Genomic DNA, 18,104 nt, shown 5'->3' with positions numbered 1-18,104 from the left:
TTTATTACTGCACTTCCCATAGATATTTTTGTCGAAACTCTTTTGGCGTACATTCATACTTTTCACGGAACACCTTGAAGAAAGTTACTTTATTCGAGAATCCTGAATCGAATACAATTTCATCAATCGTCTTTTTCGTCGTCAGCAATAAATCTTTTGCTATATGCAAACGACATTCCTTTATCAAATCCGTCGGACTGCCCTCTCCTATCTCTTCCATCTTCCGATAGAGACTCCGGGGACTGATTGCCAACCGGTCGGCAATATAACGCGGCGTTAAATCCTTGTTTGTTATGTTATCATTGACTATCTTCAAAACCGATTGTAGGAACTTCTTCGACTCTTTGTGCGTTAACTTTCCATCCGACTTTTCAAAAGAACTGATCGGCGAACTGAAATAATTCTTTAATACTTCTTTTCGTTCCATCACCTGACACACAGATATACGAAGATACTCCGCACTAAACGGTTTGGTGATATACATCTCCACACCGGCAGAAAGAGCCTCCATCTGTTGTTCCATCTCATGCCGCCCGGAAACCACAATAATAGGAATATGCGCCGTCTCTTTCACCGACTTAATCCGTCGGGTCAATTCAATTCCACCAATGCCCGGCATCATGACATCACAGATAATCACATTCGGATAAACCTCATTCATCACCTGATCCAGTCGTTCGGGGTCTTGCAAGGTTACTACATTGAAATCGCCGGAAAAGATTTCTCCGATAAACCACAACATTTCAATTTCATCATCGACCACCAAAAGCGTAGGACGCATCTTGTCAAACTCATACTGGGGAAGTTTCAATATCGGTTGAGTATCTATCTTGGGAATATATTCCGCCGTCAGCCGTTTAGTTTCCGATACTCCGGTAGTCAGTTCCATGACTGGCAAAGTCAATGTAAACATCACCCATCCGTCAGAAGTATTTTCTACTTTCAATGTACCATTCAGCAACTTTGCCATATTATAAGAAATAGCCAGCCCTAACCCATTCCGTGAAAAGTTCTTTTCGTCCTGATTCTCGAAATTATCCAAAATAGTATACCGGTTGAAAATATACTGGAAATCCTTTTCTTTGATGGTACTTCCTTCATTTGCAACACGAAGAATCAGTACATTTTCTCCGTTCGTATCCACTTCAATCTTAATGCTTTGCCCGTCGGGAGTATATTTAAAAGCATTAGAAATCAGATTAATAATGATTGTATTCAGAAAGCCCTTGTCCGAGTTCCACATCACCTGTTCGGGTATCTTACTCAAGAAAGTGATGTTTCTGGATTTAGCCATTTCGACAAATGTTTTAGCTATTCCTTTCACAATGAAAGATACATTCAATGATTCCACCCGCACTTCCCTGTTACCCGTTTCAATCCGGCGGAACTCGATCAACTCATGAATCAGGTTATTGAGGCGTTCAGCATTTGTCTGAATCATCTGTACATAGTCCACAACAAATTTACTAAGTCCTTTCGACGAGAGGATTCGTCCGCAAGGACCATAAATCAAGGTCAGCGGAGTACAGAACTCATGCGCGATATTGGTAAAGAAACGGAGTTTGGATTCGAAGACATTCTTCTGATGACGTTTCTCTATCTCATTCAGCAATTCCTGCTTTTTACGTTTGGAGCGCAGGATAAAAGAACGTATCAATAAAGCTACCAGTAAAAGCAGGCACAAGGCATAAATCAGGTAGGCCCACCAGGAAGCATACCACGGATCGCCCATACGAATGACTAACGAATAGACATCACTTTCTTTATCAAAAACACTATTATAATATTTCACCAGCAGGGTGTATTCGCCGGGAGCCATATTCGTAAAAGAGACTCCGCTTTCCGAACCGTTGTTTACCCATTGGTCACTCAATCCTTTCAGTTTATAGAAATAGGTACGATTATTACCGTTCAGGTAATCCACAGAGGCGAATGAAACAGAAAAGAAATTCTGGTCATACTGCAAATTCAAGACTTCAGTTTCTTTCTTCCGGGTGAGGAATTCGCCCAGATTGTATTGTTCACCGAAGATAGACAGCTTATCAAAATAAACAGGAGGCATATAAAGCTGCTCCGGACGGCCATCCGCCCGGATAGCCACGACTCCATTAATTCCGCCAAAGAACAGAGTACCAGTCCGGGAATCCCGAAAACCGGCACCGTCACTAAACTCTACCACTTTTAAACCATCTCCAAAGCCATACGAACGAAAGACATTCCGTTTCGTATCGAAATTGATTAATCCGAGATTGGTGCTCAACCAGAAGTTGTCGGACGAGTTTCTAAGAATTGCATGAATGGTATTATTCAGGAAACCATTCTTGGCATTGAAGAGCTGATAAGAGGTTTCCGATGTGTACTTTATCAATCCGTAGCTCGTTCCGAAAAGATAGTTATTGCTGCTGTCTTTACTGATAGCGAGAATATTATTCAGGGTCATGTTTTCGTATTTGTGAGTAGACACCGGTTCCAGGCCATTCGTCGTTTCGTTATAGCGGAATACCCCATATCCTTTATTGCCAAACAACAGGTTGGCTTCATTCTCTGCATAAATAGTAAAGAAATAGTTCGATCCCAGTTCACCGTCATTGATGACGTAACGTTGCGCATCCACAATCACCGGATTGTCCGGTGTTCCGGCAATACGAGCCTTCACCACTCCCATGCCGACACTCGCCAGCCACAGTTCGGAATCTGCTGTTTCGTAAATGTCATGGATGTATTTAAAATCTTCGTTACCGATCCGTATCGGTATACTCTTGATACGTTTTTCCCGATATGAATAATAAGTTAATCCTTCTTCGTCTCCTATCCAAAGCAAATTCCGGTGGCTCTTGGCAAAACAATAAACGGCATTACTACTCAAAGCACTATTAGAGGTAGTCAACACCTCTGCCCGGCAGTCGGAGATGTTTTTATCGAATTCGTAATCATAGATTTTTAGAATTCCGTTTCCTTTGGTTCCCACCCAGAAAGTACGTTCATCATCAAGATAGATGGCACGCACAGGGCGTTCTATTTTCTCGGTGTAATTGCTAAGCACCATTGATTTGATAGAATAAAGCGGGTTCGAATAAAGATAAACGCCCTGCCCGTCAGTACCAATCCAGACAACATCCTGAAAACGGTCTTTCTTGAGACAGAATACACCACTGTTGATAGGTAACGACTGAATTTGATAATGATCCGTCTCCTTCTGTTTCTCCAACAGGAGAATGCCATCCATCAAAAAGCCCACAAAATAGCTGTTATGATAATGAACGATGGACGAAATTTTGCCACGTTCCTGTATTTCCTTACCCAGATTGGCAATAAATTCATTCTTCTGGGTCGGAATATGGAAAGCATAGAAATTAAATTCCTTGTCTATGTAATAAAGAGATTGCTCGTCATTGAAACAATAAATCAAGGAAGTCTGATAAATCAGGTTTGTTTTCTGGGGTAACAGAGTGATATCTCCCGATGCGTCTTCCCGCTGTATATCATAACAGCGGTTGTAGCCCTTCATCACTACCCACATCCGGTTGCTACCGTCGATAAAAAAGTCTACAATATCGGAAATGGGGATTCCCGTGATATTAATTTTCTTGAAGACACCCTCTTTCTTATGATAATAGTAGATACAGTTGCTATCCTGAATAATGAACAGGTTGCCATGATTATCCTTATTCATAAAGAAGAGTTTCTGAAACTCATTATAGTGAGTGATTGTATTTGTCCGCCGGTCCAGACGGTTCAATCCATAGTAGGTTTGAATCCAGTAAGTTTCATCTCCCGTATACACAATATTGTCAATCAAATTACCAGATAGGTAATCCTCCTTGTCACGGGTCTTAAATTCTTCGATCTCCTGTCCATCATAAATATTCAGGCCGTCGCAGGTTCCGATCCACATCAATCCGCGTTCATCCTGGCACAAAGATGTAATAGAACTGTTAGACATATATTCCTTATCTGCAACTTGCTTCAAGTTATACGCATAAGCATTATGTATCAACAGATTAAGAAAGAATAGAAAGATAAAAACGTTCTGTTTCCTCATAGTGTATTATTCTTAGATTTACTTTATGACAAAGGTAAACAAAAAAACATTCTGCACTTTTTTTGGACAGAAATATAAGTAAATTTTCGCGCCATAGTAGTTAATATTAGCGCCATTAGGTATTTTTGTCTTCCTATTCTGGAAAGCACGTTCCTTTTCTCCCTATTTTCGTTGTAGAAATTATTTTCAAATCAATAAATTCATTTGTTCATGAAAACACATTTTTCATTTAAACACTTGCTATTTCTTGGAAGTGCCGTGTTGTATAGTCTGCAATCCTCTGCCGTTAAGAATCCGGTAGACTACGTCAGCACACTGGTAGGCACTCAATCCAAGTTTGAACTGTCTACCGGAAACACGTATCCAGCTACGGCATTGCCGTGGGGAATGAATTTCTGGACGCCGCAGACCGGTAAGATGGGAGATGGTTGGGCGTACACGTATGATGCCGACAAAATCCGGGGATTCAAACAAACACATCAGCCCAGCCCCTGGATGAACGACTATGGTCAGTTTGCCATCATGCCTATCACCGGCGGACTGGTATTCGATCAAGACCGACGTGCCAGTTGGTTCTCTCACAAAGCGGAAGTCGCCAAGCCTTATTATTATAAGGTGTATCTTGCCGACCACGATGTTACGACCGAGCTTGCTCCTACGGAACGTGCCGCCATGTTCCGTTTCACGTATCCGGAGACTAAAAACGCCTACGTTATTGTAGATGCTTTCGACAAAGGTTCTTACGTAAAAATAATTCCGGAAGAAAATAAAATTATCGGCTATTCGACCAAAAATAGCGGTGGTGTACCGGAAAACTTCAAAAACTACTTTGTGATTCAATTCGACAAACCGTTTACATTCATTTCCACAGTTTCTGAAAACAACATTCTTCCGAATGAGACAGAAGCAAAAGGAAACCACACAGGTGCGGTCATCGGATTCGCCACGAAAAAAGGAGAAATCGTACACGCACGGGTTGCTTCCTCCTTTATCAGCCCTGAACAAGCGGAATTAAATCTCAAGGAGCTGGGCAAAAACAGCTTCGACCAATTGGTAACGAACGGAAGAGAGGTGTGGAACCGTGAAATGAGTAAAATAGAGGTGGAAGACGATAACATCGATAACCTGCGTACCTTCTACTCCTGCCTGTACCGTTCCATGCTTTTCCCACGCAGCTTCTACGAGATAGACGCTAAAGGACAAGTTATGCATTACAGCCCTTACAACGGTGAAGTGCGTCCCGGCTACATGTTTACCGACACCGGATTCTGGGACACGTTCCGTTGTCTGTTCCCTTTCCTCAACCTGATGTATCCGTCAATGAATCTGAAGATGCAGGAAGGTTTGGTAAACGCTTACAAAGAGAGCGGATTCCTGCCGGAATGGGCCAGTCCGGGACACCGGGATTGTATGGTGGGCAACAATTCGGCTTCCGTAGTGACCGACGCTTACATCAAAGGTTTGCGCGGATATGACATCGAGACTCTTTGGGAAGCATTAAAACACGGAGCAAACGCGCATCTTCGCGGGACTGCTTCAGGCCGTCTGGGTTACGAATCTTACAACCAACTGGGATACGTAGCTAACAATATCGGCATAGGACAAAACGTTGCACGCACGCTGGAATACGCATATAATGACTGGGCAATTTATACATTGGGTAAGAAACTCGGCAAACCGGAGAGCGAAATCGACATTTATAAGAAACGTGCACTGAACTACAAGAATGTCTATCACCCGGAGCGCAAACTGATGGTAGGTAAAGATAATAAAGGAGTGTTCAATCCGAATTTTGATGCGGTAGACTGGAGCGGAGAGTTCTGCGAAGGTAATAGTTGGCATTGGAGCTTCTGTGTGTTCCATGACCCACAGGGACTTATCGACCTGATGGGAGGTAAAAAAGAATTCAATACGATGATGGATTCTGTCTTCGTCATTCCAGGTAAACTGGGAATGGAGAGTCGCGGCATGATTCACGAGATGCGTGAAATGCAAGTGATGAACATGGGGCAATATGCACACGGTAACCAGCCGATTCAGCACATGGTGTATCTCTACAACTATTCGAGCGAGCCTTGGAAAGCTCAATACTGGATACGCGAAATTATGAACAAGCTATATACCGCCGGTCCCGACGGTTATTGCGGCGACGAGGACAACGGACAGACTTCCGCCTGGTATGTGTTCTCCGCACTCGGTTTCTATCCTGTTTGTCCGGGAACGGATGAATATATTATAGGAACTCCGCTCTTCAAATCGGCGAAGTTACATCTGGAGAATGGAAAGACCATCACCATCAAGGCAGATAACAATCAACTCGACAACCGTTACATCAAGGAAATGAAGATAAACGGAAAATCTAATTCCCGCAATTATCTTACACATGACCAATTGATAAAAGGTGCTAATATTCAATTCCAAATGAGCCCCGTACCCAATAAACAACGGGGAACCACAGAAAAAGATAGACCTTATTCTCTTTCATTTGAATAAAATATTGTACTTTTGGAGATCAATGAATTATCTACCAAACAAACTATAAAAACATGAAACTGAAAAACCTTTTACTAATTGCCCTTGTGACGATAGTCTTCTGCGGTTGTCAGAGTAACTATCAGCCTACTACATTCACTGTTGCCTCTTACAATCTAAGAAACGCCAACGGCAGCGATTCACTCCATGGAAACGGTTGGGGACAACGCTATCCGGTGATAGCCAAGATGGTACAATACCACGATTTCGATATTTTCGGAACGCAGGAGTGTTTCCTTCATCAGTTGAAAGACATGAAAGAAGCGCTTCCCGGTTATGACTACATTGGCGTAGGCCGTGATGACGGTAAAGACCGAGGCGAACACTCTGCCATCTTCTATCGTACCGATAAGTTCGATTTGGTAGAAAAAGGCGATTTCTGGCTGTCGGAAACTCCCGATGTACCGAGCAAAGGCTGGGATGCGGTGTTGCCGCGTATCTGCAGTTGGGGACACTTCAAATGCAAAGATACCGGTTTTGAATTCCTTTTCTTCAATCTGCACATGGATCATATCGGCAAGAAAGCCCGTGTGGAAAGTGCATACCTCGTGCAGGAGAAGATGAAAGAACTCGGTAAAGGTAAAAATCTTCCGGCTATCCTGACCGGTGACTTCAATGTCGATCAGACCCATCAGTCATACGATGCTTTTGTAAACAAGGGAGTGCTCTGCGACTCATACGAAAAGTGTGACTTCCGCTATGCAATGAACGGAACCTTCAATAGCTTCGATCCCAACAGCTTTACTGAAAGCCGTATCGACCATATATTCGTATCTCCGTCTTTCCATGTGAAAAGATATGGTGTATTGACAGATACTTACCGGAGCATCGTAGGAAGCGGCGAAAAGAAGCAGGCAAACGACTGTCCGGAAGAAATCGACATCAAAGTTTATCAAGCCCGCACTCCTTCGGATCACTTCCCGGTAAAAGTAGAGTTAGAGTTTGACGAACGTCAGCAGCAATAATCTTATTAGTAATAAAATAACCTGAAAAGTCTCACTACACAACCTGATATTCCTATGAGAAATGTATGTACCCTAGTCTGTATATTATTTTGCCTTACTTCCGCAGTGGGAAAGACACCCGAAAATACTCGTTATCTTTCCATTGCTGACTCGATTCTACACAATGTATTGAGTCTTTATCAGACGAAAGACGGATTACTGACAGAGACATATCCTGTCAACCCCGACCAGAAAATCACTTACCTGGCAGGAGGAATGGAACAGAGCGGAACGCTGAAAGCTTCTTTTCTATGGCCTTACTCAGGGATGATGTCAGGTTGTGTGGCTTTATACAAAGCGACCGGAAACAAGAAGTACAAAAAGATTCTCGAGAAAAGAATTCTACCGGGAATGGAGCAGTATTGGGATAACAGCCGCCTGCCGGCCTGTTATCAGTCATACCCCACCAAGTACGGGCAGCACGGACGTTATTATGACGATAACATCTGGATTGCACTGGATTACTGCGATTATTACCAACTGACTCACAAGCCTGCATCTTTGGAAAAAGCCGTTGCATTGTATCAATATATCTACAGTGGATGGAGCGACGAGATGGGTGGTGGCATCTTTTGGTGTGAACAGCAGAAGGAAGCGAAGCATACTTGTTCCAATGCACCGTCTACTGTGCTCGGCGTCAAGTTGTACCGGCTGACGAAGGATACCAAATACCTCGAAAAAGCAAAAGAGACGTATGCCTGGACGAAAAAACATCTATGCGACCCTACCGACCACCTTTACTGGGATAATATCAACCTGAAAGGGAAAGTTTCCAAAGAGAAGTACGCCTACAACAGTGGACAGATGATTCAGGCGGGTGTATTACTCTATAAGGAAACGGGAGATGAACAGTATTTGCACGATGCACAGCAAACAGCCGCAGGAACAGATGCCTTTTTCCGCACAAAAGCCGATAAGAAAGACCCGACTGTCAAAGTGCATAAAGACATGGCCTGGTTTAACGTGATCTTATTCAGAGGACTGAAAGCTCTGTATAAGATTGACAAGAATCCGTCGTATGTCAATGCGATGGTGGAGAATGCGCTTCACGCCTGGGAAAACTACCGGGATGAAAACGGATTATTAGGCAGGGATTGGTCGGGACATAACAAGGAGCAGTATAAATGGCTGCTCGACAATGCCTGTCTGATTGAATTCTTTGCAGAGATTTAGCACTTCTTCTCCGCAACACTTTCATAATCAATACTAATCAATAAAAAAAGACTATTACCATGAATATAACTAAAGCCTTTTGTTTGTCCATAGCACTCTTGGGCGCTAGCAATATGCAGGCTATAACGAACAGTGATTTTGTCATCCAACAAGATAATACCCAAATCAACAACTATCAGACGAACCGCCCGGAAGCATCGAAACGTCTGTTTGCCTCGCAAGCTGTGGAACAACAGATTGCGCATATCAAGCAACTGCTGACGAATGCCCGCTTGGCATGGATGTTCGAAAACTGTTTCCCGAACACATTGGACACTACTGTTCATTTTGACGGTAAAGACGATACGTTTGTTTATACAGGTGACATCCACGCCATGTGGTTGCGCGATTCGGGTGCACAAGTATGGCCTTACGTGCAACTCGCCAACAAAGACGCGGAACTGAAAAAAATGCTCGCCGGCGTTATCAAACGTCAGTTCAAGTGTATCAATATCGACCCGTATGCCAATGCTTTCAACATGAATTCCGAAGGCGGCGAATGGATGAGCGACCTTACGGACATGAAGCCCGAACTGCACGAACGCAAATGGGAAATCGACTCGCTCTGTTATCCTATCCGTCTCGCTTATCATTACTGGAAGACGACGGGAGACGCCAGTATATTCTCCGACGAATGGCTTACAGCCATCGCCAAGGTTCTGAAAACGTTTAAGGAACAGCAACGAAAAGAAGATCCGAAAGGTCCTTATCGTTTCCAACGCAAAACGGAACGTGCACTCGATACAATGACCAACGACGGCTGGGGTAATCCTGTAAAGCCGGTCGGACTGATTGCTTCTGCTTTCCGTCCTTCGGATGATGCTACAACTTTCCAGTTCCTCGTTCCGTCCAACTTCTTTGCTGTAACTTCATTGCGCAAAGCTGCCGAGATTCTGAATACAGTCAACAAGAAACCTGATTTAGCTAAAGAATGTACTACACTGTCGAACGAAGTGGAAGCAGCCCTGAAAAAGTATGCGGTTTACAATCATCCGAAATATGGCAAAATCTATGCTTTCGAAGTGGATGGTTTCGGCAACCAACTGTTAATGGATGACGCCAATGTGCCGAGTCTCATTGCCCTGCCTTATCTTGGAGATGTGAAAGTGAACGATCCTATTTATCAGAATACCCGTAAGTTTGTATGGAGCGAAGATAATCCTTACTTCTTCAAAGGTACTGCCGGCGAAGGAATTGGCGGTCCGCACATCGGATATGATATGATTTGGCCCATGAGTATTATGATGAAAGCATTCACCAGTCAAAACGACGCAGAAATCAAGACCTGCATCAAAATGCTGATGGATACGGATGCCGGAACAGGGTTCATGCATGAATCTTTCCACAAGAACGACCCGAAGAACTTTACTCGTTTCTGGTTTGCATGGCAAAATACGCTATTCGGAGAACTAATCCTAAAACTCGTAAATGAAAGAAAGGTAGACTTACTGAATAGTATCCAATAGCTTACTTTCCCAAAGTTCAAGGTTGAAGACTTTAGTTTCAAGTACTATTTTTCTGATTTATTGAAAACGAGTTTGGCCACCCTCTTGTTTATCCTCTTCTGTTTATTTATGTCCGCATCTTTTTCCAATAATGCTTCCTACATGGATGTTATGATTAAAATCATCTCCTTGCGTTTAAGATTGGCTATAGCAAGTTCAGACAGAGTTCCCCTATGGCCTTTCCCTAGTCGTCAATACATGCCAACAAGACCCGGTTGGTCTCGTTGGCGACATCCAACTGTTGTTGTAGAACCAATGCGAAATCAGAACCTTTCATACCATAAATGCAATAATAAAATTGATTCATCTAAACACATTTCAACATTATCTCACTAAATATTAAACAGTAACCAATTATTGCAGGCGATTTTAAAGTGCTTCTTAAAACGGAGTTCTTGAACCGTTATTCCTCTCATTATGAAATAAAATGTGTACTAGTCAAGTTCGTACACGCCTTTTTCCGCGCTACAACAAGAAAGATCAAAAGTGCCTCTTGTAAGTCGTTTATAATATAGGATAAAACCATCCCCGTCCCAACGAACTACGAGGAAATTTTATACGTTTCCGACCATGGGAAAAGAACACATTACGTGGTATACCACATAACATTTTTTATGTTGGCAACAAAATTATGCTGGTACTATAATGTATATATCTGACATTAAACAGATTATATAATTTGATACCAACATATTTTTTAGGCTAGAGCGAGTTAAAGAAGTTGAGTATGCCTTTATTCTTCTTCCATTACTTGGTAGCATTTTCTTCACCATCTATAGTCCATAGCATAATAGCCTTTTCTTTCATTTGTAAACTTACCTCTGTATATATATTGGTAGTATTTAATGAGACATGGCCTAACCAGGACTGGATGGTAACGATATCATTTCCAGATTCATATAAATGACATGCTGCTGTATGTCTAAGAGTATGAGGACTCACTCTTTTCTTTGCAAGAGTTGGTGCAGTGGCCGTAGCCTTTATGACATTCCTTTCCAGTAATTCGTAAATACCGAATCTGGTCATGGGATTTCCGTATCTGTTCAAGAAGACTCTTTCTGTTTCACGTCTGCCGGCCATAAATGGTTTTATAGCGTTTAATGTTCTATTCCATAAGGGGCATGTGCGGCTTTTATTCCCCTTACCATAAATTCTTACCAACGGACACGAAGCATCATCATAAATAATGCTACCTATTGTTAGCGAAGCCGCCTCAGAGGCTCGAACTCCAGTGTTATACAAGAAAAGTAACATTGCATAATCTTTCCTGCCTTGTACTGTTTGTCGGTCAGGAGTATTAAGCAACGCATCCATCTCTCTCTTGTCAAGATAAGACACGGCTGGCAATACGCTCCCTTCAATGACTTTTACCTTCACTTTCTTCATCGGTATAGTGCTCATCAATCGGCTCCATTCCATATATTCAGGTGCATTATTGTACACATAATGGACGAAAGACTTGATTGCGGTAAGCCTTTGGTTACGGGTTTGAATAGTACAGCCCTTGTCTGTCTCTATATGATTCAAAAAAGCATTGGTCCTCTCGACAGTGAGATCCGTAATCAAAAGTTTATCGGCATGTTTGCCGGTTCTCTTGGCTACAAAAGGTAGATACTGCATATAGTAGTCACGATAACTGGTGAGCGTATTATGAGATTGATTCTTTATTACCGGTATATATTCAGATAGATATCTCATGAACCAGTAACCTACAAATGAGTATTTTTCTTGCTTGTTCATAATTTCAATACACATGATTCAAACTTGCGACCTGCTTCCTTCAATAATTCATTGGTCATAGACACATAGACAGCCGTATTTATGCTCGTATGACCAAGGTAGGTGGATAGGACAGGAAGCATATCCTGCACGTTTCGTCCTTCCCTATACCATGACACAATTCTCTCTGTAGCAAATGTGTGGTGCGCGGTGTGCAGTCTTGGCTGGTATCTTGCGCCATCATATCTACGAACATTTGCATCCTCACGTATCATGGCAAAGGCCATTTGTAGAGCATGTGTTGAGTATGCGGCAAATGTTCTTTTCAAAAACAGAGGTGAGTCACTCCTCGGATGGTAATCCTGTATGTTTACGCCAAAACAGGAAGTCTTCTATAAAAGAAGCGACCTATCATTGAATGTTACTATCCTGGTATTATAGAACTTCATTTGTTTAATCACTATATAGTTATCAGTACCAAGATGTACATCCGCCATCTCTATGCCAAGAGTTTCACTCGGTCTAAGCCCCCAAAGATAGGTCAGCATTATTATTCCTCTGATAGTTTCAGGGTAAAAGGTTGTATAAAAGGATCTGTAAGTCATGGATTTATCAATTATTTTTTTCAACTCTTCCCTTTTGTATATATATGGGATAAAGCCCTGCGGACGATTGGGCTTATCTGTGGGAAGAGGATTGTAATTCATGATGTTTCTTGCTATAGCCCAGTTGAATAAACCATCCAACATCCCATATATGTTGAACTAATAGGCGGTCAAACCATTCTTGAATGAAGGTCTGCTATATAGAAAAGACACGCACTGTTGCCTGTTAATGTCCGACATTTCCCTGTCTTCGCCAACAGCTTTTGAGAACAGATTCATTATTCTAGGCTCTGTATCAAACTTCTCACCGACACTTCTACGGAAAGTGATGTACTTTGATATTGCTTCGGTTACTGTCATAATATACCCTCCCAATTTATGTCAGATACTTGGCGCAGGCTTTTAAGGTCCACCTTTGCGTAGATTCTGGTCGTGTCAAGTTATCTGTGTCCGAGTATGTCAGCAATATCTTTAAACGTATGTCCTTTATTGATACGTATCGTAGCAAATGCTCTTCTAAGAGAATGAGGACCTACATGCTCTACATGTATACACAATCCCTTAATGGCATTGGAAACCACATGATATATGCCTTTGGGGGGCATTGGTCTCACGGAATTGTTCAACTTAAGAAAAACTTCCCTATAACCACGTTCATTACATCTTACCTCTTTGATATATCTGAGGATGGCGTTTCCAACATTAGCTTTCAACGTCAGCACCTGCTGTTTCGGCGTCCCTTTTCTCTGTGAAGATACAGAACATCGCGTTCCCAGTCTATATCGCTAAGTTTTAAACCGGTAACTTCCCCCACTTCTCATTCCGTATTCTATAAGTAAAAGAAGTATAGCTTTATTTCTAATGGCAGAGGGAGTGTTACCATCATAAAAATGAGAGATTCGATTAAGGTCATTCTCGTTTGGAGAAACAGATAGAATCTCACATGTATAAATTCGGGGGCTTATGAGGTATGATGACATGTCTGTTTTAATGATACTTCTGTTATATAGATATCTGAGAAAAGTCCTCAAAATTGACACCTTACTGGCCACAGTCTTACGTGCGAAACATGCGGATTGATAAGTTTCAATATATCCGTCGATACAAGCCGCGGTCAATAAGTTGATCGTTACGCTTTTTGAGTTGATATAAGCAAAGAATCTATCTAATTCCTGACATATATGTACCGTAGCGCCGACAGAGCTTCCTTTGGAGGTGAGATGCCATTCACAGAACATGTCCACATAGTTAGAGCCGGGATAACTCTTATCTTTTCCTGTGATAACTTCCATGAATGAGAACCAACTCATACAGACAGCTCTGAAACGCTGATATCTACTGCGAACAGATATCCCATTTGATAACTCTCCAAAACAACGGGCCGCATCAATGATTTCATCAGTGGAGAAGCTATGTCCTATAGGCTTTTGTTCAAGTTTAAACTGCTTGATGACATTAAGCTGTTGCTCTGCATATTCTCTAATGTAAGCCTTCGGTACTCCATCCTTTTCCAAAGTCTCCAGATGCCTTTTCCTTTCTTCATAATGTGGAGCTGCAATATATTTTAGCCTAAAGTGGATGCTTGTAAATAACCTACAAAAGATAGAATCCTTATCCATGAACTTAGGCTCTAAAAGTTTTAAAGAGAAAAGCCATGAATAAATAATGCGAAAAGCATCTGTAAATTCATTTAATTCACTCGCTATGCAGACTTTATGGAAATGATCTGAATAATGCATCCGATAATCATGGCATACTTTGGTGATATTCTCAATAGGAACTATATCATTTTCCCCGTCGTGTAAATGCAAAGCATGCGTAGCGTAAAAATATAGGACGCTAATATCCGTAACCGGTCTTTAGATTTACCCATGTTCGCATTTTCTTCTAAAAATACTCTGCGTTCTTTTAGCAATGGAGAATCAAGATGCACCCGCAACTTGGATTCTGTAACATAAAGTCTTTCGTACATGTGATTGATGCTGCCGCTAGTGGCAGTTCCTTGACATAAAGATATGAAACATGCAAGATTATTATGTTGTGATAAAAAAACTTTAGTATTTCTATTTAAAGATATTATAGGTCAATACCAACATAATTTTGTTGTCAACATAAAAAATGAATATATCCCCTGAAACCAATGAAAGTATAGGATGGATATAAACCGATTTGGAAAAACCATCAATACCACAACTCATGCGGACAGGTTCTGGAAAGAAAAAGTACTGGTTGTTTTCTGATAGTTCAAATATAATTGGGAGTATATATTTTCGTCTTTGGTCTTTATCATAAGTGTATAGAAGTACACAATTCAATAACGGAACATTCCTCCACATGAATGCTCTTCCCATCAGGACAGCTGATAGTCACACCTCTAAACATATCTGAGCGGGGGCCTCCATTGAACCAAAACTGAACCATGAACATGGAAGATTATCGGGGAATTTTCGTATTGAATCTTACGCCTTTTACAATTGTCTGACAATAACCTTCATTAATCTCATCCAGCGTAACATATCACAATAATTTATTCCCATTCTGGTGCAATGAACTTTCAGCGAATAACATGGATTGGAATCCAGTTATTTTCGGTATTTATCCAGTGTCTTCCCGAGTCTTGCTTGTGCCTTGTCCCCGTTGAAAGGAGGAGGAATATAAGGTTAGCTGTTGCCCTTGGGAATCTCTATGCCTTTGACAGCGCATATTTGCCCCATATATAGAAAAAATACATATTGTTAGTTACTAGCCTATTCACCATTCCCCTATAATCGATATTGTGCCTTTCACAAAAATCAACGAGACATAGATTAATATCATTATTCAGTTCAGTCTTCAATAATTCGGAGCTGTTTAAGTACAATTCATTTGAATTTGGAGACTGGCCAGCCTCCAGGCATACTTCATTACATAGTCTATTCTGAGGGGGCAAAACCATCTGTTGAAATGATCATTTATTGAATGTTTTTCACAGAATGATACCAAAGACTTTTTAGGATTCTGCGTCAGCTCTTTTTAGGAACTTCCAATAACGTAAGATATTTTAAGGGAACCGGATCAGAATTTTCTATTATCATAATTCGTTTTTTACTGATCTATGTAAAAGTCGTTTTTGAGATGCGCTATATGCTATCGCAGAGACGCTTACCATCATCTTTCCCCTTTGACTGACATCTGCTGACATCTAACGACACGTGATGTCACCATTTTGAGAATCAGCATTTTATTCAATTTCAGCCACTATTTTTGAGCTGTCAAACGAAAACATTAATCTCAAAATGATGGATCATGGCACAAGAAAAAGAAGTGAAAGAAAAACCGAAGCGGACGCGCAAAACGCAGAAATCCGCCAAAGAAAAGCCCTATGTGGAACAAATCAACGAACTACTGTTTGTCCACAACAAGGAGGACCCCAAAGCCGGTGTGCAAGCCGTCAGCGAAATTGACGGGGAAGGAAAGGTCAGGACGGTTCCTGCAGAAGAAAAGAACGAAAACTCCTTTCTGAAATTCGAGAAAAACTCCAGTATCCTCGAAAACTTCATCAAGAACTTCTGGAGCCAGTTCAAGGAACCTACACATTTCCGGCTCATACGAATGACCGTCCATGATTACAAGCAGAACAAGCAGGCAATCAGGGATTTGTCACAAGGCAAGGAAACGGACGCAGTAAAAGAGTTCCTCAAACGCTACGAAATCCGACCAAGAGAAAACAAGGAACAGAGTAAGAACGAAAAAGAAACAGAAACAATGGCAAAGAAACAAAAAACAAACCCACAGGAACAGGCACCACAACCGACAGTTTCAACAGAACAGCCGCAGGAACAGCAGGCACCACGCTACCGTTATGACGAGAACATGGTAAACTGGGACGCACTGGAAAAGATGGGAGTCTCCAAAACTTCCCTCGAACAGCAGGGACTGCTGGATTCCATGCTGAAAGGATACAAAACCAACAAACTGGTTCCCCTGACACTGACGCTGACAGGTGCCAGGGTCAAACTGGACGCACGCCTCTCATTCATCACCATGCCGGACGGGCAGATCGGTCTGGGTATCCACGGTATCCGCAAGGAACCGGAACTGGAAAGGCCCTATTTCGGGCACATCTTCACGGAAGAGGACAAGAAGAACCTCCGTGAGACAGGAAACATGGGACGCGTGGCGGAACTGAACCTGAACGGGGGTTCCTATACACCCTGTCTCATCTCCATTGACAAGAATACCAACGAGCTGGTTGCCGTACGGCAAGAAAACGTATACATACCAAGTGAAGTGAAAGGCATCAGGCTGACAGCGGATGAAATAAACGCGCTGAAGGAAGGACAACCGGTATATGTGGACGGAATGATCTCAAAAAACGGAAAGCCGTTCGACGCCACACTCCAATACAGCGCGGAACGCAGGGGGCTGGAATTCATCTATCCGGAAAGCAAGGGGTTCAACCAGCAGAGCCTGGGAGGCGTACAACTTTCACCCAACCAGATCAAAATGCTCAGCGAAGGACATACCATCCTTGTAGAGGATATGAAACGCACCGACGGAGCGCTGTTCTCCTCTTTCGTCACGCTGGACAAGGTGACCGGCCGACCGCAATATACACGACATAATCCGGAGAACGGGGAAATATACATCCCGAAGGAAATCTGCAACGTGCTACTGACTCCCGAGGACAAGGAGGCGCTGCGCAAGGGACAACCCGTCTTCCTTGAAAACATGATCAACCGCAAAGGGGAAGAGTTCTCCTCCTTCGTCAAACTGGACATGAATACGGGCAGGCCGCAATACTCGCGTACACCGGACGGTTTCAGCGAGCGCCAGGTGCCGGTCGTTCCGGCGGAAGTATACGGGCATGTATTCACGGCACAGGAACGGGCCAACCTGCAGGACGGAAAAGCCATACTCGTATCGGACCTGAAAAGCGCCAACAACAAGACATTCAGTTCCTACCTGAAAGTGAACGCAAATTCCGGACAGCTGCAATACTTCCAGGAAAACCCGGACATACGCCGCAATACAGCCCGGCGTGCCGCACAGGCGGACGACACGCAAAACCGGCAGCAGGAACAGAAGAAAGGAAGCAGACAGGCCGTATAAAAAGAATACAAAAAAGAATCATTAACCATTCATCAGAAAAAAAGGCATGAATCAGAATGACAACCGGATATTCAGAAAGGAAGACCTTGACTGGAAAGAACTGGAGACCATCGGTATCCACAAAGAAGAACTGGAAAAAAGCGGGGACATGGAACTGCTCCTGCAAGGGGAGGAAACGGAAACCGTCCCATTGAAAATCCGCACTTCCGCACTCCGCTTAACAATGGACGCCACCCTCAGGATCACGGTGGGGACGGACGGAAAGCCGGTAATGGAAATCAACGGGATCAGTCCCGAAGCGGAAAGCGAAGCCGGCGGATAATCCCTGCCCCATACAGACAGAATCAAAAGTATACACAATTTCCCCGTACCGGTTTTATTGCGAAGGTACGGG

Annotated in this window: 13 protein-coding genes and 1 pseudogene; 6 read left to right on the top strand and 8 right to left on the bottom strand. The window is 42.7% G+C overall.

Going from position 1 to position 18,104, the window contains the following annotated elements; translation table 11 throughout:
• Window positions 1–4: 4 nt before the first annotated feature.
• A complete protein-coding gene (locus BQ7997_RS03540; protein WP_073343652.1) occupies window positions 5–4,042 on the bottom strand; it encodes a hybrid sensor histidine kinase/response regulator transcription factor in 4,038 nt (1,345 codons plus the stop codon).
• A gap of 210 nt (window positions 4,043–4,252) precedes the next feature.
• Between BQ7997_RS03540 and BQ7997_RS03535 the strand changes: the two genes are divergently transcribed.
• Genes BQ7997_RS03535 through BQ7997_RS03520 form a run of 4 tightly spaced genes read left to right on the top strand, consistent with a single transcriptional unit; the run spans window position 4,253 to window position 10,256 of the window.
• The gene (locus BQ7997_RS03535) at window positions 4,253–6,535 is read left to right on the top strand and encodes a GH92 family glycosyl hydrolase (RefSeq protein ID WP_073343648.1); all 2,283 of its coding nucleotides are present in this window, start codon (window positions 4,253–4,255) and stop codon (window positions 6,533–6,535) included.
• A 53-nt stretch (window positions 6,536–6,588) separates the two neighbouring features.
• On the top strand, window positions 6,589–7,539 hold the full coding sequence (locus BQ7997_RS03530; RefSeq protein WP_073343644.1) for an endonuclease/exonuclease/phosphatase family protein: 951 nt from the start codon (window positions 6,589–6,591) through the stop codon (window positions 7,537–7,539).
• 54 nt (window positions 7,540–7,593) lie between these two features.
• A complete protein-coding gene (locus BQ7997_RS03525) occupies window positions 7,594–8,751 on the top strand; it encodes a glycoside hydrolase family 76 protein (RefSeq protein WP_073343642.1) in 1,158 nt (385 codons plus the stop codon).
• Window positions 8,752–8,810: 59 nt separating this feature from the next.
• Complete coding sequence (locus BQ7997_RS03520) at window positions 8,811–10,256, top strand: glycoside hydrolase family 125 protein (RefSeq protein ID WP_083589158.1); 1,446 nt, start codon at window positions 8,811–8,813, stop codon at window positions 10,254–10,256.
• Window positions 10,257–10,479: 223 nt separating this feature from the next.
• Here BQ7997_RS03520 and BQ7997_RS26000 read toward each other — a convergent pair whose 3' ends face one another.
• From BQ7997_RS26000 to BQ7997_RS03490, 7 genes and pseudogenes are all read right to left on the bottom strand, one after another.
• Window positions 10,480–10,602, bottom strand: a complete 123-nt coding sequence (locus tag BQ7997_RS26000) for a hypothetical protein (RefSeq protein ID WP_262481140.1) — start codon at window positions 10,600–10,602, stop codon at window positions 10,480–10,482.
• A gap of 127 nt (window positions 10,603–10,729) precedes the next feature.
• Window positions 10,730–10,828, bottom strand: a pseudogene (locus tag BQ7997_RS26090) (IS66 family insertion sequence element accessory protein TnpB); the annotation flags it as partial.
• Between the two features lie 214 nt (window positions 10,829–11,042).
• Window positions 11,043–12,035: a tyrosine-type recombinase/integrase gene (locus BQ7997_RS03510; protein WP_011108412.1), complete on the bottom strand. Its 993-nt coding sequence runs from the start codon at window positions 12,033–12,035 to the stop codon at window positions 11,043–11,045.
• A complete protein-coding gene (locus tag BQ7997_RS03505) occupies window positions 12,032–12,289 on the bottom strand; it encodes a site-specific integrase (protein ID WP_139260882.1) in 258 nt (85 codons plus the stop codon). The genes BQ7997_RS03510 and BQ7997_RS03505 overlap by 4 nt, the downstream gene beginning before the upstream one ends.
• A gap of 489 nt (window positions 12,290–12,778) precedes the next feature.
• Window positions 12,779–12,979 carry a hypothetical protein gene (locus tag BQ7997_RS25085; protein WP_011108415.1) on the bottom strand — a complete coding sequence of 67 codons (201 nt, stop codon included), beginning with the start codon at window positions 12,977–12,979 and terminating at the stop codon, window positions 12,779–12,781.
• A gap of 80 nt (window positions 12,980–13,059) precedes the next feature.
• Window positions 13,060–13,341 carry a tyrosine-type recombinase/integrase gene (locus BQ7997_RS26085; protein WP_073343637.1) on the bottom strand — a complete coding sequence of 94 codons (282 nt, stop codon included), beginning with the start codon at window positions 13,339–13,341 and terminating at the stop codon, window positions 13,060–13,062.
• Window positions 13,342–13,404: 63 nt separating this feature from the next.
• On the bottom strand, window positions 13,405–14,358 hold the full coding sequence (locus tag BQ7997_RS03490; protein WP_011108417.1) for a site-specific integrase: 954 nt from the start codon (window positions 14,356–14,358) through the stop codon (window positions 13,405–13,407).
• A gap of 1,546 nt (window positions 14,359–15,904) precedes the next feature.
• Between BQ7997_RS03490 and BQ7997_RS03480 the strand changes: the two genes are divergently transcribed.
• On the top strand, window positions 15,905–17,710 hold the full coding sequence (locus tag BQ7997_RS03480; protein ID WP_011108420.1) for a DUF3945 domain-containing protein: 1,806 nt from the start codon (window positions 15,905–15,907) through the stop codon (window positions 17,708–17,710).
• 46 nt (window positions 17,711–17,756) lie between these two features.
• Window positions 17,757–18,032: a DUF4099 domain-containing protein gene (locus BQ7997_RS03475; RefSeq protein WP_004323215.1), complete on the top strand. Its 276-nt coding sequence runs from the start codon at window positions 17,757–17,759 to the stop codon at window positions 18,030–18,032.
• The last annotated feature ends 72 nt before the right edge of the window (window positions 18,033–18,104 follow it).

Origin of the sequence: Bacteroides congonensis, assembly GCF_900130125.1 — a bacterium.
Classification (GTDB): Bacteria; Bacteroidota; Bacteroidia; order Bacteroidales; family Bacteroidaceae; genus Bacteroides; species Bacteroides congonensis.
This window is presented reverse-complemented; position numbering and strand designations above follow the sequence as displayed.